The organism is Flavobacterium sp. (assembly GCF_017744675.1).
In the GTDB taxonomy this organism is placed as follows: domain Bacteria; phylum Bacteroidota; class Bacteroidia; order Flavobacteriales; family Flavobacteriaceae; genus Flavobacterium.
Genome location: NZ_JAGIAV010000004.1, coordinates 1,140,240 through 1,166,098, shown reverse-complemented (window position 1 = coordinate 1,166,098; position 25,859 = coordinate 1,140,240). Strand labels below are relative to the sequence as shown.

Annotated in this window: 23 protein-coding genes; 9 read left to right on the top strand and 14 right to left on the bottom strand. The window is 33.4% G+C overall.

Going from position 1 to position 25,859, the window contains the following annotated elements:
- Position 1: 1 nt before the first annotated feature.
- The 3 genes from J7574_RS15250 to J7574_RS15240 are packed head-to-tail and all read left to right on the top strand — an operon-like array spanning position 2 to position 5,703.
- Positions 2-1,870 carry a DNA topoisomerase IV subunit B gene (locus J7574_RS15250; RefSeq protein ID WP_290970208.1) on the top strand — a complete coding sequence of 623 codons (1,869 nt, stop codon included), beginning with the start codon at positions 2-4 and terminating at the stop codon, positions 1,868-1,870.
- A 22-nt stretch (positions 1,871-1,892) separates the two neighbouring features.
- Positions 1,893-2,960, top strand: coding sequence for a PDDEXK nuclease domain-containing protein (locus J7574_RS15245; protein WP_290970205.1), 1,068 nt, complete (start codon positions 1,893-1,895; stop codon positions 2,958-2,960).
- 22 nt (positions 2,961-2,982) lie between these two features.
- Positions 2,983-5,703 carry a DNA gyrase/topoisomerase IV subunit A gene (locus tag J7574_RS15240; RefSeq protein WP_290970202.1) on the top strand — a complete coding sequence of 907 codons (2,721 nt, stop codon included), beginning with the start codon at positions 2,983-2,985 and terminating at the stop codon, positions 5,701-5,703.
- Positions 5,704-5,766: 63 nt separating this feature from the next.
- Here the strand turns inward: J7574_RS15240 and J7574_RS15235 are convergent, their stop codons facing one another.
- From J7574_RS15235 to murQ, 11 genes are all read right to left on the bottom strand, one after another.
- A complete protein-coding gene (locus tag J7574_RS15235; RefSeq protein WP_290970199.1) occupies positions 5,767-7,551 on the bottom strand; it encodes a cytochrome c peroxidase in 1,785 nt (594 codons plus the stop codon).
- Positions 7,552-7,621: 70 nt separating this feature from the next.
- Positions 7,622-9,100, bottom strand: a complete 1,479-nt coding sequence (locus J7574_RS15230) for a hypothetical protein (protein ID WP_290970196.1) — start codon at positions 9,098-9,100, stop codon at positions 7,622-7,624.
- A gap of 158 nt (positions 9,101-9,258) precedes the next feature.
- On the bottom strand, positions 9,259-9,891 hold the full coding sequence (locus J7574_RS15225) for a PolC-type DNA polymerase III (protein ID WP_290970193.1): 633 nt from the start codon (positions 9,889-9,891) through the stop codon (positions 9,259-9,261).
- Positions 9,891-11,813: a DUF294 nucleotidyltransferase-like domain-containing protein gene (locus J7574_RS15220; RefSeq protein WP_290970190.1), complete on the bottom strand. Its 1,923-nt coding sequence runs from the start codon at positions 11,811-11,813 to the stop codon at positions 9,891-9,893. The genes J7574_RS15225 and J7574_RS15220 overlap by 1 nt, the downstream gene beginning before the upstream one ends.
- Positions 11,814-12,043: 230 nt before the next feature.
- The gene (locus J7574_RS15215) at positions 12,044-12,415 is read right to left on the bottom strand and encodes a DNA topoisomerase IV (RefSeq protein WP_290970186.1); all 372 of its coding nucleotides are present in this window, start codon (positions 12,413-12,415) and stop codon (positions 12,044-12,046) included.
- Between the two features lie 282 nt (positions 12,416-12,697).
- Positions 12,698-13,273: a DUF1572 family protein gene (locus J7574_RS15210; protein WP_290970183.1), complete on the bottom strand. Its 576-nt coding sequence runs from the start codon at positions 13,271-13,273 to the stop codon at positions 12,698-12,700.
- Positions 13,274-13,403: 130 nt separating this feature from the next.
- On the bottom strand, positions 13,404-13,976 hold the full coding sequence (locus tag J7574_RS15205; RefSeq protein ID WP_250835504.1) for a pentapeptide repeat-containing protein: 573 nt from the start codon (positions 13,974-13,976) through the stop codon (positions 13,404-13,406).
- A complete protein-coding gene (locus tag J7574_RS15200; protein WP_290970174.1) occupies positions 13,964-14,278 on the bottom strand; it encodes a type II toxin-antitoxin system RelE/ParE family toxin in 315 nt (104 codons plus the stop codon). The genes J7574_RS15205 and J7574_RS15200 overlap by 13 nt, the downstream gene beginning before the upstream one ends.
- Complete coding sequence (locus J7574_RS15195; protein ID WP_290970171.1) at positions 14,263-14,493, bottom strand: hypothetical protein; 231 nt, start codon at positions 14,491-14,493, stop codon at positions 14,263-14,265. The genes J7574_RS15200 and J7574_RS15195 overlap by 16 nt, the downstream gene beginning before the upstream one ends.
- A 27-nt stretch (positions 14,494-14,520) precedes the next feature.
- Positions 14,521-14,742, bottom strand: coding sequence for a DUF6095 family protein (locus J7574_RS15190; protein ID WP_290971155.1), 222 nt, complete (start codon positions 14,740-14,742; stop codon positions 14,521-14,523).
- A 75-nt stretch (positions 14,743-14,817) separates the two neighbouring features.
- Positions 14,818-15,630 carry an N-acetylmuramic acid 6-phosphate etherase gene (gene murQ, locus J7574_RS15185; protein ID WP_290970168.1) on the bottom strand — a complete coding sequence of 271 codons (813 nt, stop codon included), beginning with the start codon at positions 15,628-15,630 and terminating at the stop codon, positions 14,818-14,820.
- A 168-nt stretch (positions 15,631-15,798) separates the two neighbouring features.
- Between murQ and J7574_RS15180 the strand changes: the two genes are divergently transcribed.
- The 3 genes from J7574_RS15180 to J7574_RS15170 all read left to right on the top strand — a co-directional run bounded on the left by J7574_RS15180 (position 15,799) and on the right by J7574_RS15170 (position 20,686).
- Positions 15,799-16,938, top strand: coding sequence for an AraC family transcriptional regulator (locus J7574_RS15180; protein WP_290970165.1), 1,140 nt, complete (start codon positions 15,799-15,801; stop codon positions 16,936-16,938).
- 166 nt (positions 16,939-17,104) lie between these two features.
- A complete protein-coding gene (locus J7574_RS15175) occupies positions 17,105-18,154 on the top strand; it encodes an AraC family transcriptional regulator (RefSeq protein ID WP_290970162.1) in 1,050 nt (349 codons plus the stop codon).
- Positions 18,155-18,307: 153 nt separating this feature from the next.
- A complete protein-coding gene (locus J7574_RS15170) occupies positions 18,308-20,686 on the top strand; it encodes a TonB-dependent receptor (protein WP_290970160.1) in 2,379 nt (792 codons plus the stop codon).
- Positions 20,687-20,758: 72 nt separating this feature from the next.
- Here the strand turns inward: J7574_RS15170 and J7574_RS15165 are convergent, their stop codons facing one another.
- Entirely contained in the window at positions 20,759-21,427 is a 669-nt protein-coding gene (locus J7574_RS15165) for a ZIP family metal transporter (RefSeq protein WP_290970158.1), read from the bottom strand.
- 90 nt (positions 21,428-21,517) lie between these two features.
- A complete protein-coding gene (locus tag J7574_RS15160) occupies positions 21,518-22,282 on the bottom strand; it encodes a bifunctional 2-polyprenyl-6-hydroxyphenol methylase/3-demethylubiquinol 3-O-methyltransferase UbiG (protein WP_290970155.1) in 765 nt (254 codons plus the stop codon).
- 136 nt (positions 22,283-22,418) lie between these two features.
- On the opposite strand from J7574_RS15160, the gene J7574_RS15155 reads away from it, so the two are divergent.
- From J7574_RS15155 to J7574_RS15145, 3 genes are all read left to right on the top strand, one after another.
- Positions 22,419-23,576 carry a THUMP domain-containing protein gene (locus J7574_RS15155; protein WP_290970152.1) on the top strand — a complete coding sequence of 386 codons (1,158 nt, stop codon included), beginning with the start codon at positions 22,419-22,421 and terminating at the stop codon, positions 23,574-23,576.
- A gap of 341 nt (positions 23,577-23,917) precedes the next feature.
- Positions 23,918-24,154, top strand: coding sequence for a hypothetical protein (locus tag J7574_RS15150; protein ID WP_290970149.1), 237 nt, complete (start codon positions 23,918-23,920; stop codon positions 24,152-24,154).
- Between the two features lie 14 nt (positions 24,155-24,168).
- On the top strand, positions 24,169-24,861 hold the full coding sequence (locus J7574_RS15145; RefSeq protein ID WP_290970147.1) for an aspartate/glutamate racemase family protein: 693 nt from the start codon (positions 24,169-24,171) through the stop codon (positions 24,859-24,861).
- 52 nt (positions 24,862-24,913) lie between these two features.
- Here J7574_RS15145 and J7574_RS15140 read toward each other — a convergent pair whose 3' ends face one another.
- Positions 24,914-25,852, bottom strand: coding sequence for a hypothetical protein (locus J7574_RS15140; protein WP_290970144.1), 939 nt, complete (start codon positions 25,850-25,852; stop codon positions 24,914-24,916).
- Positions 25,853-25,859: the final 7 nt, after the last annotated feature.

Genomic DNA, 25,859 nt, shown 5'->3' with positions numbered 1-25,859 from the left:
TATGCTAGAGCAAAATCAATACAACGAAGATAATATTCGTTCACTCGATTGGAAGGAACATATTCGTATGCGTCCGGGTATGTACATCGGGAAATTAGGGGACGGATCATCACCGGATGATGGTATTTATATTCTTTTAAAAGAGGTTTTAGACAACTGTATCGATGAGTTCGTTATGGGTGCCGGAAAAACTATCGAGGTAAGCATTAAAGACAAAACAGTTTCTGTTCGTGATTACGGACGTGGAATTCCGTTGGGTAAAGTGGTCGATGTAGTTTCGAAAATGAATACCGGAGGAAAGTACGATTCTAAAGCTTTCCAAAAATCGGTTGGATTGAACGGTGTCGGAACAAAAGCAGTAAATGCTTTATCTAATTATTTCCGTGTAGAATCAGTTCGTGATGACAAGCAAAAGGCTGCAGAATTTTCTGCTGGAAACCTGGTTCACGAAGAAGATGTTATCGATACAACAAAACGTAAAGGGACAAAAGTAATTTTTACGCCAGACGAAACGATCTTCAAAAACTATAAATTCCGTTTAGAATATGTAATTAAAATGGTCAAAAACTATTGTTATTTGAACAATGGTTTGACGATTATTTTCAACGGAGAAAAATACTATTCAGAAAATGGACTTCGTGATTTATTGGAAGAAACCATCAATGAAGAAGATTTAGAATATCCAATTATTCACTTAAAAGAGCATGATATCGAAGTTGCGCTTACGCATAGTAAAACGCAATATAGCGAAGAATATCACTCTTTCGTAAACGGTCAGAATACAACACAAGGAGGAACACACTTAGCGGCTTACCGTGAGGCGGTTGTAAAAACCATTCGTGAATTTTACAATAAAAATTTCGAAGCTTCAGACGTTCGTAAATCGATTGTAAGTGCGATTAGCATTAAAGTAATGGAACCTGTCTTTGAGTCTCAGACCAAAACCAAATTAGGTTCTACAGATATGGGTTCTGATGATGGAACTCCAGCTGTTTCTGTTCGTACTTTCGTTAATGATTTCATCAAAACGAAATTGGATAATTACTTGCATAAAAATCCAACAACTGCTGAGGCTTTATTGCGTAAAATTCTTCAAGCAGAACGTGAGCGTAAAGAATTATCTGGAATTAGAAAACTAGCAACAGATCGTGCAAAAAAAGCGAATCTTCACAATAAAAAATTAAGAGATTGCCGTGCGCACCTCCCAGATACTAAAAACCCAAGAAACTTAGAAAGTACGCTTTTTATTACCGAGGGAGATTCGGCTTCTGGATCAATCACGAAGTCGCGTGACGTTAACACACAAGCAGTTTTCAGTTTACGTGGTAAGCCTTTGAATTCATACGGAATGTCTAAAAAAATCGTGTATGAAAACGAAGAATTCAACTTGCTTCAAGCAGCATTGGATATCGAAGACGGATTAGAAAAACTGCGTTACAACAACATCGTAATCGCAACCGATGCCGATGTCGACGGAATGCACATTCGTTTGCTTTTAATTACGTTCTTTTTGCAGTTTTTCCCAGAATTAATCAAAGAAGGACATTTGTATATTTTGCAAACACCGCTTTTCAGGGTTCGTAACAAGAAAGAAACGATTTATTGTTACTCTGAAGAAGAAAGAAAAGACGCGATCGAAAAATTAAAACCAAAACCAGAAATCACTCGATTTAAAGGTTTAGGAGAGATTTCGCCAGATGAATTTAAAAATTTTATTGGAGACACGATCCGCCTTGATCCTGTTATGATGGATAAACATACTTCGATCGAGCAGTTGTTATCTTTCTATATGGGAAAAAACACGCCAGACCGTCAAGATTTTATTATCAAGAATTTGAAGGTTGAAATTGATGAGCTTGAGGAAGCTTAATAAGTTTTAAATAAAAAATATAGTGCCAGACGGTCTTCAAAATAAAGTCATTTTCCAGCAAGTTGCCGAGTTATTGCAAAATGCCCGACAACAAGTTTTGCGTACCATAAATTCAACAATGACAATTACTTATTTTGAAATTGGAAGAATAATCGTTGAGGAAGAACAAAATGGAAAAGATAGAGCAGAATATGGTAAAAGACTTTTAAAAGATCTTTCTCAACAATTGACAAAGGAGTTTGGAAAAGGCTTTTCCATCAGGAATTTAGAATTTATAAGAAAGTTTTATTTGACTTATTCAAATTCCGAGTCACTGACTCGTATTTTGGAGATTCAAAAAACGCAATCAGTGACTGCGGAATTCAAAGCTGAAAAAACGAAATCATTGATTTCGTTTTTCAAGTTAACTTGGACACATTATATTTTCTTAATGCGAATTGATGATGAAAAAGAAAGGCGTTTTTATGAAATAGAATCTGAGAAAAATAATTGGAGTGTACGTGAATTAAAACGCCAATACGACACAGCACTTTACACAAGATTAGCTTTTAGCCGAGATAAAGAAGGAGTTCTTGAACTTTCACAAAGAGGACAAATTATTGAAAAGCCAAAAGACATCATTAAAGATCCTTATATACTTGAATTTTTAGGATTACCCGAATTGAATCAATATTCGGAATCGCAATTAGAAGAAGAAATTATTAATAAACTTGAACATTTCTTATTAGAATTAGGGCATGGTTTTACTTTTGTTGGCAGACAGCAAAGAATCACTTTTGATGATAAACATTTTAGAATTGATTTAGTTTTTTACAACAGGATATTAAAATCTTTTGTCCTTATTGATTTAAAAATTGGAGAATTAAAGCATCAAGACCTAGGTCAAATGCAAATGTATGTCAACTATTATGACAGAGAAATGCGCTTGGAAGATGAAAACAAAACTATTGGAATTGTTCTTTGCCAAAACAAAAGCGAAGCTGTAGTTAAATATACTTTGCCTGAAAACAATGAACAGATTTTTGCTAGTAAATACAAAACCGTTTTACCAAGTGTTGAAGTTTTAAAAGAACTTCTTGAAAACAAATAAAATTATAATTAGATATAATTAAATGAAAGACGAAGAAGACGACAACTTGATTCCAAGCGACGACGAGAATAATCAGAATGAAAACCAGATTGATGACAATCAAAATGGAGATGACGATGAGATTATCGATGTAGATGCTAAGCATTTTGAAGGTGCGCATTTTTACGAAAATCAGGAAGAAGAAGGAGAAGACGTTATTACGAAAGTAACCGGAATGTACAAAGATTGGTTCTTGGATTACGCTTCGTACGTAATTCTGGAGCGTGCGGTTCCTGCTATCGAAGACGGATTCAAGCCTGTTCAGCGTCGTATTATGCACTCGTTAAAAGAGCTGGATGATGGTCGTTATAATAAAGTTGCCAATGTAGTAGGACACACTATGCAGTATCACCCACACGGAGATGCGAGTATTGGTGATGCAATGGTGCAAATTGGCCAAAAAGATTTATTGATTGACTGCCAAGGAAACTGGGGAAATATCTTAACTGGTGACGGTGCAGCTGCTCCCCGTTATATCGAGGCACGTTTATCTAAATTTGCTTTGGAGGTTTTGTATTCTCCAAAAATTACAGAATGGGGATTATCATATGATGGTAGAAAAGCCGAACCGATCAATCTTCCTGTAAAATTCCCATTGCTTTTAGCACAGGGAGCAGAAGGTATTGCGGTAGGTTTGTCCACTAAAGTTTTGCCTCATAACTTCAATGAATTAATCGATGCTTCGATTAAAATTCTGAAAGGAAAACCATTTACGCTTTATCCTGATTTTGTTACGCAAGGTATTGCCGATGTATCGAACTATAATGATGGAATGCGTGGCGGACGTGTGCGTGTACGTGCTAAAATTTCGCAGTTAGACAAAAATACATTGGTGATTACTCAGATTCCGTTTTCTACCAATACTTCGAGTTTGATTGATAGTATTTTGAAAGCCAATGAAAAAGGTAAAATCAAAATCAAGAAGATTGAAGACAATACTGCAGCTGATGTTGAGATTTTAATTCACCTTTTTCCAGGAGTTTCGCCAGATAAAACAATTGATGCTTTATTTGCCTTTACAGCCTGTGAAACTTCTATAGCCCCTTTAGGATGTGTTATTGAAGATAATAAACCATTGTTTATTGGGGTTTCTCAAATGTTGAAGATTTCGACAGAAAGAACGGTTGATTTGCTTAAGCAGGAACTAGAAATTCAATTAGAAGAATTAAAGAATAAGTGGCATTTCTCAACTTTGGAGAAAATCTTCATTCGAGAAGAAATGTACATTGACTTCAAATTATACGGAGACAGAGAATCATTATACAAATACTTGTATGATCGATTTGAGCCTTTCAAAAAATCTTTCGTTAGAGAGATCAACGATGATGATTTACAGCGTTTGACTCAAATTCCGATGATTCGTATCACTCGTTTCGATTCTGATAAAGCAGATGAATTAATCTCGAGACTAGAAGAGGAAATGAAAGAGGTAGAATACAACTTAGAGCATCTTACCGATTTTGCTATTGCGTATTTTACCAGATTAAAAGAAAAATACGGAAAAGGGCGTGAACGTAAAACTGAACTTCGTGTATTTGATAATGTTGAGGCTACAAAAGTTGTTTTAAGAAATACAAAACTATATGTAAACCGAGAAGAAGGTTTTGTAGGAACAAGTTTGAAGAAAGACGAGTACGTAGGTGATTGTTCTGATATTGATGATGTGATCGTATTTTTGCGTGATGGAACCATGATGATTACAAAAGTAGATGCCAAAACGTTTATAGGAAAAGATATCATACACGTTGCTGTTTTTGATAAGAATGATAAACGTACCATTTACAATATGATGTACCGTGATGGCAAATCGGGACCGTCTTATATAAAACGTTTTAATGTTACTGGTGTAACACGTGACAAAGCTTACGATTTAACAAATGGAACAAACGGTTCTCAAGTAGTTTATTTTTCACACAATCCAAATGGAGAGGCTGAGGTCGTGACTATTTTACTGCGTCAGGTAGGAACGATCAAAAAACTGAAATTCGATATTGATTTTGCCAAATTAGCAATTAAAGGACGTGGTTCTAAAGGAAACTTAGTTACTAAATATCCGATCAAGAAAATCGAATTAAAAGAAAAAGGAATTTCTACCTTACTGCCAAGAAAAGTTTGGTTTGATGATACTGTAAAACGTCTAAATGTTGACGGTAGAGGTGAGCTGTTGGGTGAATTTAAACCAACAGATAAAATATTAGTAATTAGCCAATCTGGTAAATTGAAGGTGATTATTCCAGAATTGTCGACTCACTTTGAAGAAGATATGATTGTTCTGGAGAAATGGAAGCCTAAAAAGCCAATTTCTGCCATTTATTATGATGGCGAAAAAGAACGTTATTTCTTGAAACGTTTCCTTGTAGAGAATGAAGGAAAAGAAGAAAGCTTTATTACAGATCATCCGAATTCGCAGTTAGAAATTGTATCCACGGATTATCGCCCTGTGGCACAATTGGTTTTTGCGAAAGTAAAAGGAGTTCAAAAAGACGATCTTCATATAGATGTTGAAGATTTTATAGCTGTAAAAGGTTTTAAAGCTTTAGGAAATCAATTGACTACTGATAAATTGAGACAAGTTAATTTGTTGGAACCGCTTCCTTATGAGGAGCCAGTTGAAGAAGTTCCTGAAAGGCCAGAAATTCCAGAAGACGATTCAGTCGAAACAGAATTAGACGACGACGGCCAAATAGGTTTAGTTTTAGAATAAAAATAAAAAACGCTAAGATTGATTTCTTAGCGTTTTTTGATTTACTGAAATTCTATTTTGGTTTTACTGGTATCTCTTATCTGTAAGTGTTTTCATAAAAGCCACAAGAGCCTTTTCTTCGTTTTTGGTGAGTTTTAATTCGTCAAAAGGGAGTGTTTGGTTTTCGACTTCGTAACCTAAACCTTGTCCGCCGCCTTTGTTGTAAAAAGTAACGACTTCTTCTAAAGTTTTAAAAACGCCGTTGTGCATATAAGGAGCTGTTACGGCTGCGTTTCTAACAGTTGGAGTTTTAAATGCGCCAATCAATTGTGGCATTTTGTTGTATAAATAGCGTCCTTGATCTGTGCTCAATTTCTTGCCAGAAACATCTTGTGGAGTCCCGATAACTTCATGTTCACTTTTAGAATAACTGGGAGGAACAGTTCCGTTAAATAGAGGTGTAAAATGACAGGTGGCACATTTTGCTTTTCCCATAAAAAGATTCATTCCTGTGATTTCCTCACTGTTTAGAGCATTTTTGTTTCCTCTCATGTATTCGTCAAATCTTGAATCGAAAGCGTTTAAAGAACGTACATAACTCGCAATCGCATTTTGAATTTGCCATGCTTCTGGTTTTGCCGTTTTTGGATATGCTTTTTTGAAAAGACTAATGTATGCTGCATTCAATAAAATCTTAGTATGAATATCATCCATTGAACCATGCATTTCATCTTTGTTCTGAATCACGTCTACACTTTGCTTTTCTAAATCCAATTGGCGCATATCCCAAAATTGAGCATTCTGTAAAGAAGCATACGTTAGAGTAGGAGTGTTTCTTGCCAGATTAGAACCTGTTAACGAAACATTTGTTTTTAAACCATCAGTAAATGCTTTTTCTGGATGATGGCAAGTTGCACAGCTTCTGTCATTATTTTTAGAAAGACTGGTATCATAAAATAGTTTTTCACCAAGTTTGGCTTTGTCAGCTGTAAAATTATAATCTTTAGAAAGCACGAAAGCATTTACATCAAAAGCGTCTTTATCAAATAAAGTTTCGATTTCTGGTTTTAGCGGACTAGTTTTCTTTACGTTTTTAATCTTTTCTTCTCTCTGAAAAGCTTTAAGCTTTTTAGAAATCGGATTCAAATATTCGGTTATAAAAAACGCTCTATCAAAAGCATTGAAATTGTTGTTTTCTTTGCAGTATTGCTCTGCTTTTGTTGTTAGTTTTTTTAAATCGGCTAATGCTTTATTATTGGAATTAATGCTTTTAAGGGGTTCAGAAATAGAAATTAAACTTTCTCCAGCTTCAGGAATGGATGATTGCAAAATCGGACTGTCAAAACCTGTAATTCCTAATGTAATGACTCTAAATACATTTTGCTCTAAGGCGTCCAAAACATAATCATCAGAAAAGGTAATGACTTCGAATGTGCCTTCTAATTGTTTTATATTAGACTTGAAGATATTTAATTCGCGTATTATATTTTCTTTATCCGCAACTTTATATTCTGGATAAATCATTTCTTCGATTACCTGAAAACCGTGAGGTTCAAAAGATCTGTTTTCTTCCAATTCCATTTCATCCAAAGCAGGACCATTCATAAAACGAGCGGTTTCAGGAATAAAATATTCAATCGCCCATTCGACTTTTTTGTAGAATAAGCGTGATTTTTTAAACTGTTCTACAAGTTCTTTTGGAGTAGCGTTGTTGTCTACAAGTTTTTGAAACTGTAGAATTTCATTATTTAGTTTATTTAAATCAACAAGAAGGTTTTGTTTGATGGTAGTTTTGGGAGTTTCATTTTTTTGGCACGAAAAGAACAAGCAAAGTGCTAAAAACAGCAATGAAAAATAGTTTAATTTCATAATAGTGTTTTAATAGAAACAACCCTTATCGTAAAATAAGGGTTGCTAATAGATATTTTGACTGAAATTATTATCTCTGAACGTTTCTGATAATTACAGTTTGTCCTCCTTCTTTGTTCGTATTGATTCCAGAACCGTCAGCATTTTTGAATGCATCGGTCTGCCAAGTATGAGAGTGAATATTTACTGTAAAAGTATCTGGAACTCCAATAATATCTGAAATGTCTTGCATCGCACCAAATTCCCAGCTTCCCAATCTCATCTCACCAGCTTGGTTGTACAAAGTATTCCATGCTGTATCAGTTCGTTTGTGGTTCATGTTTAGCCAAGGCTTATTTTGCTTTGTAGCAATATTATATTGCCAGATATACGAATCGTGTTTCGCATCAGCGTAGTAGCTGTCACCATCTTCTTGAATATAAACATAGTTTTCAGTTACACATAAGTTATCAGGATTGATGATTCCGGTTCCTGGAGTACTGTCGCCTTCAACAGCTAATTCAAGAGTTCCTTTCAACGGATTTGCAGCATCCAATTTCACTCTGTAAACTCTTCCCCACATTGTGTAACCATCAACAGGGGCATTATTGGTTGCTTGACCTGTAGCTGTAAAATAAACTTCTCTATTATTGCTTGCGCTTCCTTTTCTGTAATCTACGTCTTCAACTCTAGAAAAACGAACTGCTTTTAAATCGTTAACCGTTGTATTGATAACTGCACCAGTAAGATTTTTTGCATTTGGAATTTCAACAAATTCAACTGGATAACTGCTGTTTAATTTGATATCAGTTTCAACCTGATTTCCGTCAGTTCTTTTTAAAGCATATAATTTTCCGTTTGATAAATCACCAACCGTACTTACATACATAATTAATTGTCCAGCACTTACGTGAGATGTAGCGTAAGATTGATCTTCACCAATTAAAATAACTGTTTTTCCTGGATAAGCTTCTTTAGGAAGCGGAACAGCGTTTTCCATACTTGCTTTTCCTAAAGCTGGCAAGACTCTGTCTTTTCGAGCTTTATCAGAGGATAACCCCAATGGGTTGATTCCGTGAACCATACTTTCTTGTCCGCTTTCTCCAGCAGTTAAGAAAATTGGTCCAAACCCATGAATTTCTGGAGTTGCCAAAGTAGCAGAACACAAACGTGTTAAACCGCCAACGCCATCAACGATATATTCGCCTTTTACAGGTTTGAAAGTTTTGTCTAAATATACTCTAGATACAGATTGAAGAATTTCGTGGTTCGTAATCATGATATACCCATCACCATTTGGATCTTTCATTAAACCAGCACCATCTGGCTGAGCACCGTAAACAAACGAAGGCGAATTTGGAAGAACATCTGCGCTTGTAATTAAAGTACTGATTTTTAAGTTTTCAAAACCTGGTTGAGCATAGACAAAAGGAGGTACTTTTGACTGTGAAGTAAAATCGATACTTGCATTTACATCGTTTTTTGAATCTTTGTCATCATTTTGACAGCTTATTACAGAAAGTCCTGCAATGCCAAGCAAGGTAATTGATTTTAAAATGTTAGCTTTCATAATGTTTTTTGTGTTTTTTTTGATTGAAGCAAAGCTATCTTTCAAAAACAAAATACATGTTATGGCTATTTTTCTTTTTTGCTAACTTTTATCAGTCTTATATTACTAAAAGGTAAAGCACAACCGTTTAATGTAAATTTTAGATTTATAAAAAAATCTTAAAGTTTAAAAAGCTGGTTTAAACTGACTGCTTTTTTCTCTCTTAATTTCTTTACAATCTTAAGAAAGGCAATAGCGGTGATGTACGCATCGCCCAGTGCTGTATGACGATCTTTTTTTGAAATATCAAATTTGTCTGCCAGATCATCTAAGGTGTAATGGTCTTTTCGCTCAAACAAATGCGATTGAATTAAAGTCTTTTTGTACAAATAAGCAGTGTCTAAAGTTTTATTGGTTAAATGAGGAAGTCCGTTTCTTTCTAAAGCTTTATTGATCATCGTAACATCAAAAATAGTATGATGCGCAATGATGATCGAATCTCCCAAAAAATCCAGAAACTGCTGTAAAGCTTCCAATTCGCTTGGACGTTGAATTACAAATGCTTTCAGGATTCCGTGAATCTGAGCAGTCGATTTATCGTAATGATCTTGCTCCAGATATACTTCAAAACTGTCCTGAACTGAAATGATTCCGTTCTGAAGAACCAATGCACCAATGCATAAAATTCGGTCATTTTCGTAATCAAAACCAGTTGTTTCGGTATCTAAAACCACAAAACGAGTTTCTTCAATCGTGATGTTTTCATCAAACAGATTGTTTTCTTCCTTTTTCCAAAAATTGAGTAAACTCATTATACTAGATTTGAGATATTAAAACGTACTGAAATAAGTTCCTGAAGTTCTTTAATGGTTTTAAAAGTGCGTTTCAGTTTAATTTTTTCCATTTTGGTTAAAGATTCCAATTCGATAAACTGACCAGAATCATGGTGCAGCAAACCTTGTTTGGTTCTAAATTTCAGTAAAGCTTTAAACGAATACGAACACGATAAATACAATTCTCTATTGTTAGGTTCTAGTTCGGCTAATTTTTCAAAACGTTCAGCTGTATTGCTAATTCCTTTAACAGAATGCGACAAAATTAAAACACGGGCAGCATCTGTTAGAGGCATTAAAGCTCTTCTTTTAATATCAAAATTGTCTTTGTTGGCACCGTCTTGCTCTACCAAAAATTGTCTAAAGAATCCAGTAGGAGAAGGGCTTTGTAATGCACCGCTCACCAAATGCATATAAAAAATCGGATTTGCTTTTAAATCTTCAAAAATATAATCAGACAATTGATTTACTACTTCGCTATCTCCGTAAGTTAAGCTGTAATCAAAGAAAATAAACGACAATAAAACCTCATTTTTCCCCGGATTTGTAATCCAATGATGCACATGGCTTTTCCAATCATCCAAACTCATGCACCATTTTGGGTTCGAAGCCATCATTTCGGCAGGGCAATAGTCATAGCCAATTTCAAAAAGGCCTTTATTGACAAGTCCTGCAAATTTGTGAAAGTACACTTTAGTTTCATCTCTAAAAACCTCATTCACATTTTCATAAACAATCGCATTATCTTGATCGGTATGCAGCATTTGTTCTCCACGACCTTGACTTCCAAGTGCCAGCCAAGCAAATTTTACAGGTGGCGGACTGCTCATTTTTTCTAAGCAAATCTCAATAACACGATTAGTACAGGCTTCATTGAGTTCGGTAATGATTTTCGTAATCAAAGTCATCGGGATATTTTGGTCCAAATAGCCTTGCAACAATTGCATAATACGATTGCGAATTGGCTTTATCTCCTTAATTTTCTTAGTTCTTTTTAAGGCTTTTATCAAAACAGCAGGATTGTTTCCGAGTGCGACCATTACATCGTGTTTAGATAAGATTCCAACCGCTTTTGTATTTACCGTTCCATCTTTCGTCAAACACAAATGACTAATATTGCTTTTCATCATGGCCATTTGCGCCTCTGTAACCGTCATTTTTTTAGGATACGTAATAACAGGTTTTGTCATGATCGTTTCTGCAGTGGTGGTAATAGGAAAATCTCCTGTTACAATTTTATTTCGAAGATCTTTATCGGTCAAAATACCAATCGGAAGCATTTCATCTACAATTAAAATCGCACCAACTTTTTTCTTGTTCATGATTTTTGCAATCTCTTTTACCGTAGTTGACGGACTGCAGGTAACGATTTTCTTTGAGTATTTTATTGGTGCTAAATCAAAAGAATGGTTGCTAGAGTGCAGATTTTCATTCAGCTGATCATCATCGCCGTATAATTTATCTTTATGAATATCAGAATATGGATTTCGAGTATTTGATGCGTAACTTTCAATCAAGAAATTACCAACATTTCGATTCTCGAGTGCATAAGGCTTGAAAACGGCAATCGGAATTGCATACAAAATGCTTTCCTCATGAGCTACTGCTTCCATTATATAGTTTTCCTGTGCCAAAAGCGGACGAAGGCCAAAAATATCACCTTCATCGCACATATCTAAAACGGTATTTTTAGTGCTTTTTTTCAACGCCACCGCTCCTTTATGAACCACATAAAATGAATCATGTGTTTTGTCATTTTCAGCAAAAATTACAGCATCTTTTTCTTTGTAAATAATGGAAATCTGTTCAGAAAGCTTTTCTAAATCTCTCTGATGAAGAAAATTAAACGGCGGATAATTCTTTAAAAAATCGGCAACTCTTTGCGAAATGGTATTTTTCATGTGGTTAGATTAGATTCTAAAAATACTATTTAAAATAGAAATGTAAAAGAAACACCTTTGTTTTTTAGTTACAAAGGGACAAAGTAACAAAGTAACAAAGGGTTTTCAAAAAAGCGTTATCCGTAACGTTTGTCATCCCGAGGAACGAGGGATCTCCGCAAGTGACTCCGCATAGATTTTCTATAAAAAAAGCTCCAACAATGGAGTTTTTAAATATTTAAAATAGTGTTTTAATCAACTTTATAAACCGTTCCTCGCTGTTTTTCTTCAGAACCAACCAAGCCAAATTCAAAAGTGTAAGAATCTTTAGAAGTCGTTAAAATCTTCATGCTGATTGCTTTTTCTTCCGCCATATTTTTCGGGTGTTTTTTCTGCAATACATATTCGCAGTCGCTTACCCAGCGAATTGTAGCCGTATCAGTTTTTCCTTCATAGGTTTCAATTTCGATATCTTCTTTGCGCTCAAAGTAAGTCGTTTTTTTAACTCCGTTCACATCGGTTTCAAATTTGAATTTCCCAGTTTTAAAATCCTTGCAATTGTGTTCTGCGTTATAGCATGATACTAAGGCAAGTATCGGAAATAAGAGTAGTATTTTTTTCATTTTGAATAAGTTGTTTTTTTAAGAAGCTAATCCTGCTGTCTGCTATATCTTTTGTGGTGAACCCCACCACAAAAGGATGCCGCTTCCATCAGGGCTAGGACTTTGGTTTTCAGAAGTCCTTTTTTTAATTAAAAAATAAAAAGAAAATTACTAGAGTTATAAAAGTTAGAAAAAGTAAATTCCGTTTTTTGTTTTTAGAACTCTGCTCTTCGGTTAAATTTGTTCTACAGAATTTGATTAAGACCCACCAACAAGTTCCGCCAAAATTTGCATAATATTCTATCATTTCAATCTTTTTAATTCATCGTCGGTAAAGTTCTTGATTTCTTTTTCCTTAGCAAACTTTTCGGCATTATAATTTCCTGATTTATTTTTAGGAATCGACAAACTGTTCCATTCGCTGTTTTTCAGCTGTTTGGCATAAAAAACAATCTGTCCGACATGATAGGGATAATGTGCCAATTGACGATTTATAGCTTCTATAACCGTATGACCTTCATTTCTGATGTAAATAATCTCTGAAAGCTGATCTTGGTTTAAACTTTTAAGCGCATTTTCTAAGCAATTCCAGCCTTTATTCCACAGTTCAAGAACTTCCGCTTTAGATTGCAAATCATTTTCAAATTCAGCATCTCGGTTACGCCATTCTTTTTCACCATCGGTTGTTAGAAAATCAGTCCAACGCGAAAGCATATTTCCCGAAATGTGTTTTATAATCGTGGCAATACTGTTGGTGTCTTCATTAACTGCAACAAAAAGCTGATCTGGCTCAAGCTGATCTATAGCTTTTTCGCCAAGCATTTTATAATATAAAAATTGTTTTATAACGCTTTCTAAATAAGATTGATCGGCACTCATAGTTATAATTTTAAATTGCTGATATGCTTAAATATGTCTTTTAAAACAAAAATGGTATTTTTGCTGCTATAGATAGTATGCCTCTCTGAGCCATATAAAAAATTAAGAAACAGTAACTGGATTTTTAAAATCAAACGATTTTAATATCATATTTGTCTAATAGTCCAACAATTCCTTCAGTTGAAAATTGTGCTTTTTTCATCGGATTAAATTCAGGATCTATTTTGTAATTGTAAGCGGTTTTAAAATTGACTGAAGCCAATTGTGTTTCATTAAAAATAGCTCCGTCAAGATCACAATTGTCAAAAACAGAACTGGTTAAATTGGTTCCAATAAAAGTGACTTCGCGAACAGAAGAATTGATGAATTTTGTTTTCGGCATTTTTTTATTAGAAAACAAGGCATAATCTAGAACACATTCATCAAAATAAACTTGAAAAAGAAAATCATCACATTCATTAAATGCAATTCCTAGAAGTTTGCAGTTTTTAAATGTGACGTTTTTTAAGCTTGTTCCTGCCAAACTTGTCATGGAGAGATTACAGTCAATAAATTCACAATCCAAAAAAGTATTAGAATTGAAATTACTGTTTGAAAAATCGCAGTTTTTAAAAACGCAATCTTCAAACTCGCGATTGTTTATTTTCTTGTCGATATAAACAACTTTTTCAAATGTTTTCTGAATATGAATTAAAGCTTCCATGAATGTTTTTTGGGTTTTTGAGCATTATGTCGTACTCGAAGGATATATATTATTTCTTCTGTTATTTGATAAGAGATTCCATAATCATAAACATAATAAACTCTAAAACTGCCATCATTGTTAGTTTTTTGTTTGTCGAGTTTGTAAATTTCAGGGTTTGTTTTTAAAATCTCGGTACTGTCAAAAATTGTATTGACAACTTTGTCAGCGATTTTAAGTGATTTACTTTCAAAGAAAATGTAAAAATGAATGTCTTCTAATTGGTCTAAAGCATTTTTCGACCAGATTATTTTCTTCCCCATTTTTTTGCAATTTCTTTGGCTTGATCTTCAGTATAGAAATTACCTTTTTTAATGTTTTCTAAAGCATTTTCGATATCTAAATTATAAGCTGCGTCTGAATCAATAGCGGTATTATTGATAGATTGTAAAAGATGTTTTAGTTTTTCTACAAAAGAAGGATCTTTTACTTTATCAATTTCTTGATGTATCCAATTTATTTCTGCTTGTATATCCATGACAAAGAATTTTAGTAAAGATACAAATTAGTCATTAAATATACCTCTAACAATTGTTTTCAAACCAAGAAAACTTAGTAACATTGAGCTTAGGCAGGCTATAATTCCAATTGCTAGAACGAGATAATGCCAGTTGTTGCCTTGATTCTGAAAGGCATTATATATCAATGTTGGCCCAAGGAACATTAAAGGCAGAGCGCCTGTTAAATATTTAATTCCTTTTCCTAATAATTGTTTATTTGTTGCCATTTCTTTTTTTGTTTCAAGTTTTCTTTGTTCCAAGTTGTAGTTTGAAACCACATTTCACATTTTACAGAAAACTATTTACTTTTTATAATTATCGACAGCATTTCTTACGCTGCCATATTTTTTTAATAATTCAGAAGCTTCGTCGTATGAAACTAATATTTCATCCATAATCATTTTTACGCCGCGATCTACCAGCTTTACATTGCTTAACTGCATGTCGACCATTTTATTGCCTCTTACTTTGCCAAGCTGAATCATTGCGGCTGTCGAAATCATGTTTAAAACCAATTTCTGAGCAGTTCCAGCCTTCATTCTAGAACTTCCAGTTACAAACTCTGGTCCAACAACGACTTCAATTGGAAATTGTGCTGTCAATGCCAACGGACTTCCCGCATTACAAGTAATGCATCCTGTAACGATATTATTCTGGTTGCAGGTTTCTAATCCGCCAATAACGTACGGAGTAGTTCCCGAAGCAGCGATTCCGATTACAACATCATTTGAATCGATTTTATGGTTTTGGAGATCAATCCAAGCTTGTGTTGGGTTGTCTTCTGCGTTTTCTACTGCACGTCTTATCGCTGTATCGCCGCCTGCAATAATACCATTTACTAAATCAAACGGAACGCCAAAAGTGGGCGGACATTCTGAAGCATCTACAACACCAAGTCGTCCAGAAGTTCCTGCTCCAATATAAAACAATCTGCCGCCAAGCTTTAATTTTGCTACTATTTGCGGAATCAAAGCTTCGATTTGTGGCAAAGCTTTCTCGACTGCATAAGGCACAGTTTTGTCTTCTTTGTTTATATTGGATAACAATTCATGAACAGACATCTTCTCTAAATGTTCATATTTTGAGGCTTGTTCAGTGGTTTTCGTAAATGTCATTTTATCGTTATTTAGACTCGTCAAAATTAATATATTTTATCTCAATCTTGCAAAGTCTCAAAGATTTATAATTAAAATTTTTCTGCTATTTTTTCACTCTAAAGACGGTTTTAATTAAGCGTTGTTACAAAAACGAAAATATTATATTTGTTACATATTAAAAGATAAATGGATCAATTAGTTTTACTGGAAGGAATTGCCAGAATTTCTGTTTTCGTTTCTTTGCTGATGGCATTTTTTCTGCTGACGGTAAAAACTGAAAACAAACTGGCAAACCGCTTATTTGCTTTGTTTTTTATTTTTTCAGCTATAGATCTCAGCGGATTTTTTATGTATTTGTATACAGAAGATCACCGAAACTTAGAGATTTTTAGATCAACTTTTTGTTTGTTAGGAATGCCTTCTTTCTATCTGTATGTGTTGGCAGTTTGCTATTCTGATTTCAGATTAAAATGGAAACATACCGTACATCTGCTTCCTTTTATAGTTGTAAACGTGCTTTTTATTCCTAGAATTTATAAAAGTATTGAGGAAGGAAATTTTATCGGACCTCTTAATCAAATGTCTGAGATCTATTTTATACAGATTTTAATAGAGTTTCAATACGTTTTCTATATCATAAGTGTATTTCTAATTCTCAAAAAATATAAGGAAATCTATTTAGAAAACTATACCAATCCAAGTGTTTCGACTTATAAATGGCTTTTTCAAATGACCTGCGTATTTCTTATTGCACATTCAATCGTAGCTTTAAAAAATATATTGAGATACAGCGGTTTTAGAGAGATTTTTCTTTGGGCAAATGTATTGGTAGGAGTCATAGCTTTATTTATAACGTGCTGGTTTATAATGAAGGCTTTGAAATATCCAGAGCTTTTTAGAGGCGTAAATTCTAAATTAATATTAACTAAAGATATCCTTCCTGAAATTGACGAAATACCAGGAGCATCTGACGAGCAAAATAATTCCATTACTACTCAAATAACATCGCTAAGGCAATATATGAGTGAAAAAGAGCCTTTTCTTGATCCGTCATTAACAATACAGGAATTAAGTAATCAAATTAATATTCCGGTTCGTGATTTGTCTGTTTTGATTAATCATCATATGAACCAGCATTTCTTTGATTTTGTAAATGAATATCGCATTCAAAAGGCGATGCATATTTTAAGAGACCAGACCAAAAGTCAGCTTACGGTTCTAGAAATATTGTATGAAGTTGGTTTTAACTCAAAATCTTCTTTTAATACTTCATTTAAAAAGTATACAAATCTTACGCCTACAGCTTATCGAAACACTATAAATTGATTCTAACTTCTGATGAATTTATGTTTAAGAACTAAAACATTATATTTGTTAAATAATCAAAAAAGTAATGGATAAAGTCACTTTTTTAACTGGTATGGCCGGAATATCAGTTTTTGTTTCCTTATTGCTGGCCTTCTTTTTACTCACTGTGCAAACAAAAAATAAATTGGCAAATAGACTATTTGCTTGTTATTTGATATTTTTTGCCATTGATAATAGCGGTATTTTCATCGATGATGACTTCATTAGACACCATTTTAATTTCGAATTTTTTAGATGGACTATTTGTGCATTAGTACTGCCAACCTTCTATCTTTATGTCTTATCCGTTTGTTTTGCTGATTTTAGGTTGCGTTCAAAACATTTGTTGCATTTAATTCCGTTTGTTCTAACAAATGTAGTTTTCTTGGTTAGACTCTATCTTTTAAATGAAGCTGACAAAACACCGTTTTATGACCATCGTGACCAATCGCCAGAAATGTTTTATTTGTTTCTTGTTCTAGCTTTACAAACAGTCGTTTATAGTATCGGCGTCTTTTTGGTTTTGAAAAAGTACAGAGAAATATTTCAGGAAAATTATACGAATCCGAGAACTTCTATTTTTAAATGGTTGTTTCAAATCGCAATGGCACTTTTTGTTTTGTATTACCTATCGATAGCCAAAAATATATTGCGATATGCTGCTGTTGACTTCTTATGGATTTGGTCTAATACCATATTGCAGTTTTTGGTTTTGGCGATCACTTGTTGGTTTGTTTTAAAAGCGCTGAATTATCCTGAACTTTTTAGAGGCATCGATTCTAAATTGTTATTGGCAAAAGATATTCTTCCTAAAGAAAATAATGAAGGTATTGACGCAAAAGACAGCCAAAACGAAATAATTGCCAACCAGATTTCAGCATTGAAACACTATATGGCAGAAAAAGAACCTTTTCTTGATCCGTCGCTTACAATTCAGGAACTTTCTAATCAAATTGAAATTCCGGTTCGAGATTTATCTGTTTTGATTAATCATCATATGGATCAGCATTTTTTTGATTTTGTGAATGAATATCGCATTCAAAAAGCGATGGAAATTCTAAAAAATCCTTCCAAAAAAGATCTAACGGTTTTAGAAATCTTGTACGAAGTAGGATTTAATTCAAAATCGTCTTTTAATACTTCGTTCAAAAAATATACAAATTTAACACCAACGGCTTACCGAAACGCTTTATAATTAAGGTTTTGTAAAAAGTCGTACTTCATACCAAATAAAGTCGAACCAATTTCCTAAATAGAAATTGGTTCGACTTTATTTTGTCGGTCGCATACGCAGATTTTCTAAGGCAACTTTGCTTCAAATTAATCGAACAAGTTAAAATTAGAAATCATGAAAAAATTAAATCTCCTAATCTTTTTACTATTGCCTTTATTTTGTTTAGCACAATCAACATTAAAAGGAAAAGTAGCCAGTGGAACAAAATCTTTAGAATGGGCAGAAATTTCAATATTAAATAAAGAAGGAAAAATTATCGATGGAACTACAACTAAAGAAGACGGTTCTTTTGAAATAAATCTTAAAAACGGCTTTTATAAAATAGAAATCAATCTTTTAGGATTTACTACCTATGAAAAAGAAATTTCGCTAGAAAAAAATACCGATTTAGGAATTATTATTCTCAAAGAAAATGAAACCAAATTAGTTGAAGTTGTGGTTCAGTCTAAAAAGAAAACCATCGAACAGAAAACAGATCGCGTAGTTTATAACCTCGAAAACAATGTTACAACAACTGGCGGCGATGCTTTAAGTGCCATTAACACAGCGCCTGGAGTTGTAGTAAAAAATGATATAATTACCATTTTAGGAAAAGGAACTTCACGGGTGATGATAGACGGGCGTTTGATTGAATTGACGGGTGAGGAATTGAATAATTTCTTGAAATCAATTTCTGCAGCAGATATTAAGAATATTGAAATTATAAGTAATCCGCCAGCAAAATATGAAGCCGATGGGATTGGAGGATTGATAAATATTATTATGAAAAAAGGAGTTCGTGATTCGTGGAAAAATTCGACGACAGTTTCTTACGATCAGAATAAATACGGGATCTATACTTTGAGAGATAATTTTTTCTACAGTAAAAATAAGTTTAGATTTTCGGCAAGTGTAAATGGTAAAACGGGTTATAAAAATTCTACAGAGAATTTGGACATGTATTTTCCTGATGGACTTTCAACAATGAGAGCTGATACAAAAATTAAAAACGAGAATTTTTCAGGAAAATTGGCTCTAGATTACGATTTATCACCTCGCACCTCTATTGGTTTTCAGTTTATGAATGATAGAAATAATCCAGATTTTGGTTCAGATATAAGAATCGAAAAGTATAATACGCAAAACGAATTGCAACATGTAACATTAAATAAAAGTTTTACAGATAAAGGTTCTAAAAATCAGACTTATAATGCGCATTTTATTACAAAATTGGATTCGCTAAACCGAAAATTGTCTTTTGATGTAGATTATTTTGATTATAGTTCAAAATTCGATAGAAATTTTATTGCTAACGATTATAATCCAGATATGGAATTTATCGACCTTAATCAGGCAGGAAGAAATATTTCTAATCAAGATATTGATAATTGGAGTTTTAAGGCAGATATGGAGCACCCTTTTCAATCGTTTAATTTATCTTATGGAGCAAAAATGAGTTTTACCAATAGCATAAGCGATGTCGTTTTTTACAATACGGCTACAGGAACTCCAGAATTAGATCCTAGTCAATCAAATCGCTTTAAATACACTGAAAATAATCAGGCTGTTTATATTAACGGAGATAAAAAAATAAACGAAAAGTGGAATCTTCAAATGGGTTTACGACTTGAAAATACCCAGACTAACGGGCTTTCTGAAGCGATGAATCAGGAAAATGTAAATAATTATTTGAAGCTATTTCCAACATTTTATGCTTCGTACAAAAAAAACGAGAACAATACTTTTAGTCTCAATTATGGAAAAAGAATCAATAGACCGCGTTTTGACTTGCTGAATCCGTTTAGGGTTTACATAAATAGTAACAGTTATTCTGAAGGAAATCCGTTTTTGAAGCCTTCATTTAGTGATAATTTTGAATTGTCGCATTCTTATAAAGATGTTTTAAGAACAAGTGTTTTTGTAAATGCCATTACAAACGGATATGGAATTGTTTTTACCTCGAACCCAGAAACAAATACGCAAATTGTAACGCGTGAGAATTATTATAAAGGTCTGAATTATGGTGTTGGCGAAACTTATTCAGCAACTTTTACAGACTGGTGGCAAAGTGAAAATACATTGTACTTTTTAGGTTCAGAAACAAAGTTTATAAAAGATATTAATGCAACACCTTCAAACAGTTTGCAGATTGATTTCACGACAAATAATACATTTGTTTTAGGAAAAAACACCAAACTTCAAATTGATTTTAACTATAGTACGCCTTTTAAAAGTGGGTTATATGAAATAGGATACGTTTCGAGTTTTGATATTGGTTTTAAACAAGATTTGTTGAATAAAACGCTTCAGATTGCCTTTTTAGCCAATGACATTTTTAATACTTCTTATTTAAAAGAATTCACTTCGGTGGTTAATGGTGTGAAACAGGTTTATAGTCAAAATGAAAGTAATCGTTTTGTGCGTTTGTCTGTAATTTACAATTTCGGAAATAAAAAGATCAACGTTAAAGAACGCAATTTCGGAAATCAAGAGGAGAGAAAGAGAGCTAATTAATGAGCCAATGTGTCAATTAGATAATGAGATAATTTTCTAATTGACACATTTTCTAATTGTCTAATTAAAAAATTATAAAAAGAATGCCAATAAAATTCCGAGAACAATCATAGAAACTTTGGCAATATTAAATTTATGTCCTTCGCTGCTTTCAAAAATAATTGTTGATGAAATGTGAAATAAAATACCAATTACGATGGCTGTTATTTCGGTGTAATATTTACTTAAAAAGGGTAAATATTCTGAAGCGATTGTTCCAAGTGGCGTCATGATGGCAAAGGTTATCATGAAAGCAAAAATGGCTTTTTTGTTTAAATCGGCATTAATGAAAAATGTTGTAAGGATAACGGCAATTGGCAAATGATGAATGGCAATTCCGACTGCCAAACCATGATGATGGCTTACAGGAAAACCTTCTAAAAAAGCATGAATACACAAACTAATGAATAAAAGCCACGGAATTTGAGACAGTTTTGCATGTCCGTGAACATGTCCGTGTTCGGCGCCTTTTGAGAAAAATTCTAATACGATCTGGAATAAAATTCCAACCATTATAAAGATTCCGATATTGTGATTATGCGATTCGTAAACTTCAGGAAGAAGGTGCATTACGGTCAAAGACAATAAAAAAGAACCGCTAAATGCCAGCAGTAATTTTAAATTGGTTTTGTTTTCGGGTTTTATAAACAAAGCCGCGCTATATCCTAAAAGTACAGAAAATAAGGGTAATAAATAGTTCATTTATAGTTGTTTAACCGTTGATTCGTTTAATCGTTTAATTGTTTTTTTGATTGCCGATTAAACGGTTAAACAATTAAACGATTAACCAATTTACTTAAAAATCATGATTAATCTTTCGCTTTCGGTTTTGTGGAATTTTTTGAGTTTATAGTCTCCAAAAATATCGAGAAGGAAAATTCCAGCTTCGTCCATTAAATCCTGAAAGTCTTTCAAAGTTAGTGCTTTTACTTTTTCTGTAAAATGATATTTTCTGCCTTGGTCTTCAAAATCAATTTCTTTAAAAATATGTCCGTCTTCTACATATCTTTTAATGTGAAAATCTATTTCATCTACTGTTTTTGTTTCTTCGGGAACAAGGTTTTCTATAACGTTTGGAACGTTCATAAAATCGATAACAGCAAAACCGTATTCAGATAAGCTTTCTTTAATTGCTTTTAAAGTCGTTAGATTGTCATCGTCGCTTTCGAAATAGCCAAAACTGGTAAAAAGATTGAAAATAGCATCAAATTTTTCTTCAAAAGGCTCGCGCATGTCGTGCACTTTAAAATGAAGCGTTTCGTTACTGTTTTTGCTAGCTTCTGTAATGCTGTTTTCAGACAAATCTGCCCCTAAAACATCGTAGCCCAATTGATTTAAATAAATAGAATGACGGCCTTTTCCGCAGGCTAAATCCAATACCTTAGCCTTCTCAGGCAAGTTCAGATAATGCGTTAAGTTGTCCATGAAAACTTGAGCCTCACGATAATTACGATCCTTGTATAGAATGTGATAATATGGCGTGTCAAACCAGGAAGAATACCAGTTTTGATTTTCGTCTTCTTGATTTTGGATTGGTGCGTTTTGTTTTTTAGACATTTATTCTATTTCAATTAATTCAAAAGTCCGGCAAATTTAGTGTATTTTTGCCGAAAAATAACTATTTCGCTCCGATACGTATTTATACCAGTATAATAAAATGTTATAGCGATTGGCTTTTTTTAATTGAAAAGAAATGGAAGAAAATTTTAAAATGATTGCCAAATGTTTTTTTGGCTTTGAGGAAATATTAGAAAAAGAATTACGCACACTTGGGGCTCAAGATGTTGAAAAAGGCGTAAGAATGGTGAGCTTTAAAGGAGATAAAGGTTTTATGTACAAAGCCAATTTGTCTTTGCGTACTGCGCTGAAAGTCTTAAAACCAATTTATTCTTTTAGAGCCAATAACGAGCAGGCTTTGTACAAAGGTATTTCGGGTTTAAACTGGTCTAAATATTTAAATGCGAACCAGACTTTTGTAATAGATACCACTGTGCATTCTACTTATTTCAATCATTCTGAATTTGTTTCTCAGAAATGTAAAGATGCGATTGTAGATCAGTTTAGAGAGAGAACAGGACAACGCCCAAGTATCGATAAGCAATATCCAGATTTACGTATTAATATTCATATCGATAAAGATCAGGTTTCTGTAGCTTTGGATACTTCTGGAGCTTCGCTTCATCAGCGCGGTTATAGAACGGCTACGAATATTGCGCCAATTAATGAAGTTTTAGCAGCTGGAATTCTTTTATTATCTGGTTGGGACGGGCAAAGTCATTTTCTAGATCCTATGTGCGGTTCTGGAACTTTCTTGGCAGAAGCGGCTATGATTGCTTGCAATATTCCAGCAAACATCAATAGAAGAGAGTTTGCATTCGAAAAATGGAAAGATTGGGATAATGATCTATTTGATAAGATTGTGGACAGTTTAATGAAAAAGACAAGAGAGTTTCATTACACAATTAAAGGTTACGATAAAGCGCCAAGTGCGGTTAGCAAAGCCAAAGATAATATTAGAAATGCCAACCTTGATGATTACATAACCATTAGTGAAGGCAACTTTTTTGACACGGAAAAAGAAGTAGAAGGAAAGCTTCACATGGTTTTCAATCCGCCTTATGATGAGCGTTTAGATATTCACATGGAGCGATTCTATGCTAGTATAGGCGATACTTTAAAGAAAAACTATCCAGGAACAAATGCTTGGTTTATTACAGCAAATCTAGAAGCTTTAAAATTCGTCGGATTAAAACCTTCAAGAAAAATCAAACTTTTCAACGGAAGCCTTGAAGCACGTTTGGTTAAATATGAAATGTACGAAGGAAGCAAGAGAACGAAATTTCAAGTTTAAGATACTAAGTTGCTAAGATTCTAAGGTTCTAAGTTTTTAATTTTAGGACGAAAAAATAGCATCTTAGCAACCCAAAAAAATAATAATTTAAGCTTTTAAATATTCAAGATACTAAGAAAAAAACTTAGCATCTCAGAACCTTAGAATCTTAGCAACTCAAAAAAAATAATAATTTTTAAGTTTTTAAATATTCAAGTTGCTAAGGAAAAAACTTAGCATCTCAGAACCTTAGAATCTTAGCAACTCAAAAAAAATAATAATTTTTAAGCTTTTAAGTATTTTAGTTGTCAAGCAAAAGACTTAGCAACTTAGCATCTTAGAACCTTAGCAACTCAAAAAAAATGTCAAAACTACAACTACGAGCTTTTTTATACCAACTTGCTGCTTTTGCAGTCTTATTTCTTTTATTCCGTTTTTTAATTGCGGCTTACACAGGATTAACGGGAATCTGGATTCCGATGACGGCATTTGTGATTGGAACTATAGTTGGGCCTAAATTTCAAGCCGTAAGAACAAAAGACGGCGAAAAACTTTTTATGAAATGGCTTTTTATAAAAGGAATCAAAGAAATTCAATAATATAGAAATTATATATGAGGAAAATTGGACTTATTGGAGGAATCAGCTGGGTTTCTACATCAGATTATTACACTTTAATAAATAAAGGAATTAATGAAAAACTCGGCGGACTGAATTTCTCTGAGTGCCTGATTTACTCTTTTAATTATGCTGATATAAAAAAGAATAATGAAGCCAACGATTGGGATTCGACTTTTAATATGCTTCTAAAGGCAGCAGAAGTTTTACAATCGGGTGGAGTGGAAGCAATTTTTTTGTGCGCCAATACGATGCATTTAATTGCTGACAGATTGCAGAAGGCTATTAATGTTCCTCTTATTCATATTGCAGAAGAAACAGCGATTGAGATTCAAAAGAAAGAAATAAAAAAGGTAGGTCTATTGGGAACAAGATTCACAATGGAACAAGATTTCTTCAAAAATAAACTTGCAGAGAAAGGAATTGAAGCCATAATTCCCGAAAGCGAAGAAGTTAAAGATTTTGTTCAGTATACTATTTTTGAAGAGTTAGGAAGAGGAATCGCAAGCGAAGAAACAAAAAAACGTTATCTTGAAATTGCAAATGATTTAATCAAAAACGGAGCCGAAGGCATTATTTTAGGATGCACCGAAATTCCAATGTTAATAAAAGAAGGAGACTTAAGTGTTCCTATTTTTGATACCACTTTAATACACACAAAAGCAGCTGTAGATTTCCAGTTGTCTTAGTATCATAAAAACAAAAGAAAAGCCATGACTTTAATTAAGTTCATGGCTTTTTTTATTTTTTATATTCTTTAACCTTTACTGATTTACCGTTTTTGATTTGATATTCAATATAGGTAGTTTTATCGCTGTCTTCGTAAGAGAACTCTTCTCGTATTAAATAAAAATTATTGCCTGACCATTTGTAATAATCGCTGGATTCATTGCCTCGGCCGTCAGCTTGGATTTTTTCAAATTCCTTATTTTTTCGATCAAAAGTTAAATACTCCAGTTTTTCAAGTTTAGTATTTCTAACAAACTGATTTTTTGATTGATCGTAAATGTAATAAAGAAAACTACCGTCGTATTTTATTCGGTCAGGAAAATAAATGGGAATTTTGATGTCTAAAAGTCCATCAAAATTCAAATCTTCTAATTCGACTTCCCCAATATTGTTGTATAAAACTTTTTCGAAGCCAGATAGTGTTTGTACCCTTTCTTTTTTAGAATTGAATATATCAAGCTGGTTAATTAAATTATATTCTCTAAATTCATTATTAAAAGTCTCTGCCTGACCTTTGTACTGATTCAGTTTGTAGCTGTAATTTTTCGGATTAAAAGAGTGCAAGTCTTCAAGGCAAGTAAGTGCTACTGTTAGCTTTTTGTCCTTTTTGGCATTCTGCCAGTTACCATTTAATTCGCAATTGCTTTTAAAGTCTAATAAAAAACTGCCAGTTTTTGTTGGAGTATTTACATTTTTTCCTGGAATGTAAGTGGTTTCAACCAGATCCAATTTATTATTCTTAAAAGTTCCGTTTAGAATGATGTAGTTGCTTTTGCCGCTTTTTGCATAATAATAGTTTCCATAAACCGAATCATTTTCCTGTCTCAATTCGACAGTCATTTCAATAGGATATTTGTCAATTTTCCCCGAGAAATGCAAAATGGTTTTGACACTTGTTTTTTGGGCAAAAGCAAATTGGCTAATAATAAAAAGAATCAGTATGTTTTTCATCCGAATA

Excerpts from the sequence above, each read along its gene's own strand:
- J7574_RS15250 (WP_290970208.1), top strand. The coding sequence starts at position 2 with ATGCTAGAGCAAAATCAATACAACGAAGATAATATTCGTTCACTCGAT.
- J7574_RS15240 (WP_290970202.1), top strand. The coding sequence starts at position 2,983 with ATGAAAGACGAAGAAGACGACAACTTGATTCCAAGCGACGACGAGAAT.
- J7574_RS15235 (WP_290970199.1), bottom strand. The coding sequence starts at position 7,551 with ATGAAATTAAACTATTTTTCATTGCTGTTTTTAGCACTTTGCTTGTTC.
- J7574_RS15230 (WP_290970196.1), bottom strand. The coding sequence starts at position 9,100 with ATGAAAGCTAACATTTTAAAATCAATTACCTTGCTTGGCATTGCAGGA.
- J7574_RS15225 (WP_290970193.1), bottom strand. The coding sequence starts at position 9,891 with ATGAGTTTACTCAATTTTTGGAAAAAGGAAGAAAACAATCTGTTTGAT.
- J7574_RS15220 (WP_290970190.1), bottom strand. The coding sequence starts at position 11,813 with ATGAAAAATACCATTTCGCAAAGAGTTGCCGATTTTTTAAAGAATTAT.
- J7574_RS15215 (WP_290970186.1), bottom strand. The coding sequence starts at position 12,415 with ATGAAAAAAATACTACTCTTATTTCCGATACTTGCCTTAGTATCATGC.
- J7574_RS15210 (WP_290970183.1), bottom strand. The coding sequence starts at position 13,273 with ATGAGTGCCGATCAATCTTATTTAGAAAGCGTTATAAAACAATTTTTA.
- J7574_RS15205 (WP_250835504.1), bottom strand. The coding sequence starts at position 13,976 with ATGGAAGCTTTAATTCATATTCAGAAAACATTTGAAAAAGTTGTTTAT.
- J7574_RS15200 (WP_290970174.1), bottom strand. The coding sequence starts at position 14,278 with ATGGGGAAGAAAATAATCTGGTCGAAAAATGCTTTAGACCAATTAGAA.
- J7574_RS15195 (WP_290970171.1), bottom strand. The coding sequence starts at position 14,493 with ATGGATATACAAGCAGAAATAAATTGGATACATCAAGAAATTGATAAA.
- J7574_RS15190 (WP_290971155.1), bottom strand. The coding sequence starts at position 14,742 with ATGGCAACAAATAAACAATTATTAGGAAAAGGAATTAAATATTTAACA.
- murQ (WP_290970168.1), bottom strand. The coding sequence starts at position 15,630 with ATGACATTTACGAAAACCACTGAACAAGCCTCAAAATATGAACATTTA.
- J7574_RS15180 (WP_290970165.1), top strand. The coding sequence starts at position 15,799 with ATGGATCAATTAGTTTTACTGGAAGGAATTGCCAGAATTTCTGTTTTC.
- J7574_RS15170 (WP_290970160.1), top strand. The coding sequence starts at position 18,308 with ATGAAAAAATTAAATCTCCTAATCTTTTTACTATTGCCTTTATTTTGT.
- J7574_RS15165 (WP_290970158.1), bottom strand. The coding sequence starts at position 21,427 with ATGAACTATTTATTACCCTTATTTTCTGTACTTTTAGGATATAGCGCG.
- J7574_RS15160 (WP_290970155.1), bottom strand. The coding sequence starts at position 22,282 with ATGTCTAAAAAACAAAACGCACCAATCCAAAATCAAGAAGACGAAAAT.
- J7574_RS15155 (WP_290970152.1), top strand. The coding sequence starts at position 22,419 with ATGGAAGAAAATTTTAAAATGATTGCCAAATGTTTTTTTGGCTTTGAG.
- J7574_RS15150 (WP_290970149.1), top strand. The coding sequence starts at position 23,918 with ATGTCAAAACTACAACTACGAGCTTTTTTATACCAACTTGCTGCTTTT.
- J7574_RS15145 (WP_290970147.1), top strand. The coding sequence starts at position 24,169 with ATGAGGAAAATTGGACTTATTGGAGGAATCAGCTGGGTTTCTACATCA.
- J7574_RS15140 (WP_290970144.1), bottom strand. The coding sequence starts at position 25,852 with ATGAAAAACATACTGATTCTTTTTATTATTAGCCAATTTGCTTTTGCC.